The sequence below is a fragment of the Pseudomonas sp. 05N434 genome (genome assembly GCF_056396965.1).
This window is the reverse complement of the sequence record NZ_JBFTMK010000823.1, coordinates 1-1473: the sequence shown is the minus strand read 5'-3', so window position 1 is coordinate 1473 and position 1473 is coordinate 1. Positions and strand designations below refer to the sequence as shown.

At 57.7% G+C, this 1473-nt stretch carries 2 protein-coding genes; both read left to right on the top strand.

Translation table 11 applies throughout. From position 1 onward, the window contains the following. The first annotated feature begins 135 nt into the window (after positions 1 to 135). Positions 136 to 399 (top strand): DNA-directed RNA polymerase subunit omega, encoded by a 264-nt coding sequence (gene rpoZ, locus AC1DLB_RS29770; RefSeq protein WP_003177259.1) that lies wholly within the window; start codon positions 136 to 138, stop codon positions 397 to 399. 56 nt (positions 400 to 455) lie between these two features. Then, a partial coding sequence (locus tag AC1DLB_RS29765) for a RelA/SpoT family protein (protein ID WP_477786260.1) occupies positions 456 to 1473 on the top strand: 1018 nt, incomplete at its 3' end.

Sequence of the window (1473 nt, the reverse complement as noted above, 5' to 3'; positions counted from 1 at the left end):
ACATTGGTGCTTATAGCGCGTTGAAGAGCCTGGTCAAAAAATCAGCGCTTCCCTAATCGCTGGTGATTTTTTAAACTGTTGAGTCCGCTCGCCCAACCGGGCAGCGCGCATATTGCATTCGCTCCGAGGAATACCATGGCCCGCGTAACCGTTGAAGACTGCCTAGAACACGTGGAAAACCGCTTTGAGCTGGTCATGCTCTCTACCAAGCGTGCCCGTCAACTGGCCACTGGTGGCAAAGAGCCCCTGGTTCAGTGGGAAAACGACAAGCCTACAGTTGTAGCGCTGCGTGAAATCGCTGAAGGCCTGATGAGCTACGAGTTCATCGCCAACGCTGAAATCGTCGAAGACGAACCGCTGTTCGCAGCGTTCGAGGACGAGTCCAACGAGGCAGTATAAGCCATGCCTGGTCGACGTAGCACGGCGCGGGGTCATAGCAAACGGCAGGAATTATCATGCCGAGCATAGACGCCCTCGCCGATCGCTTATCGACCTACCTCGGCAAGGACCAGGTCAACCTGGTCCGCCGAGCGTACTTCTACGCCGAACAAGCCCACGACGGTCAACGCCGCCGCAGCGGTGAGGCGTACGTCACGCATCCTCTTGCGGTGGCGAATATTCTTGCCGACATGCACATGGACCATCAAAGCTTGATGGCTGCAATGCTGCATGACGTGATCGAAGACACCGGTATTGCCAAGGAAGCGCTGCAAGCGCAGTTCGGCGAAACCGTGGCCGAACTGGTCGACGGGGTCAGCAAACTGACCCAGATGAACTTCGAGACCAAAGCCGAAGCCCAGGCCGAAAACTTCCAGAAAATGGCCATGGCCATGGCGCGCGACATTCGCGTGATCCTGGTCAAGCTGGCCGACCGCCTGCACAACATGCGTACCCTGGAAGTGCTGTCCGGCGAAAAACGCCGGCGGATCGCCAAGGAAACCCTGGAAATCTATGCGCCCATCGCCAACCGGCTGGGCATGCACGCCATCCGCATAGAATTCGAAGACCTCGGCTTCAAGGCCATGCACCCGATGCGTTCCGCGCGGATCAACCAGGCGGTCAAACGCGCCCGGGGCAACCGCAAGGAAATCGTCAACAAGATCGAAGAGTCCCTCAGCCACTGCCTGGCCATCGACGGCATCCAGGGTGAGGTCAGCGGTCGTCAGAAACACCTCTATGGCATCTACAAAAAAATGCGCGGCAAGCGTCGGGCCTTCAACGAGATCATGGACGTCTACGCGTTCCGGATCATCGTCGACAAGGTCGATACTTGCTACCGCGTGCTGGGTGCTGTGCATAATTTGTACAAACCGTTGCCGGGGCGCTTCAAGGATTACATCGCGATCCCCAAGGCCAACGGCTACCAGTCGCTGCATACCACGCTGTTCGGCATGCACGGTGTACCGATCGAGATCCAGATCCGCACCCGTGAAATGGAAGAGATGGCCAACAATGGCATCGCCGCCCATTGGC

Bases quoted from the DNA above. Each gene is read 5' to 3' on its own strand.
- rpoZ (WP_003177259.1), top strand. From the start codon at position 136: ATGGCCCGCGTAACCGTTGAAGACTGCCTAGAACACGTGGAAAACCGC.